Source organism: Rhizobacter sp. P3_B12 (assembly GCF_056402895.1).
Genome location: NZ_JBFUGN010001761.1, coordinates 1 through 559 on the forward strand (window position 1 = coordinate 1; position 559 = coordinate 559).

Below are 559 nucleotides of genomic sequence, written 5' to 3' on the forward strand. Positions count from 1 at the left end.
CCGCCAGGCCCAGTCCCAAGCCGACGCCATTGAACTTCACCGCATGCTGTTCCTGCACGAACGGGTCGAAGACTTCCAGCAAGGCCCGTGGCGAGATGCCAATGCCGTTGTCCTCGACGGTGAACACCATGGCATCCGGCATGCGTTGTACGACGAGGGCGATCTCGCCGCCGGCCGGTGTGTACTTGGACGCGTTGCCTAGGAGGTTGCTCAAGATCTGGGTCAGGCGGACCGCGTCGCCGCGTATGCTGCCCGGCGGGGACGGCAATTCGAGCCGCAGCGTCTGCGTGTGTCGGGCCATCGCATGGCGGCAGGTGACGAGCGAATCCTCGACCACGTCGGCGATGTCGACATCGCCGAACTCCAGACGCAGCTTGCCGGCATTCACACGCGACACATCGAGCAGATCGCCAATCACGCGCGACATGCGGCCGGTCTGCCGCTCGATGATCTCCAGCAGGCGTGCAATCTTGTCGGCGGCAACGCGCGGCAAGAGCGTGGCAGTGGTGCACAAGGTCATCAGCGGGTTGCGCAATTCGTGGGCCACGACGGCCATCAG

Annotated in this window: 1 protein-coding gene; it reads right to left on the reverse strand. The window is 64.8% G+C overall.

Going from position 1 to position 559, the window contains the following annotated elements; translation table 11 throughout:
• Window positions 1-547, reverse strand: a 547-nt coding sequence (locus AC1D01_RS38085) for a sensor histidine kinase (RefSeq protein WP_477875192.1), incomplete at its 3' end; no start/stop codon positions are given.
• Window positions 548-559: the final 12 nt, after the last annotated feature.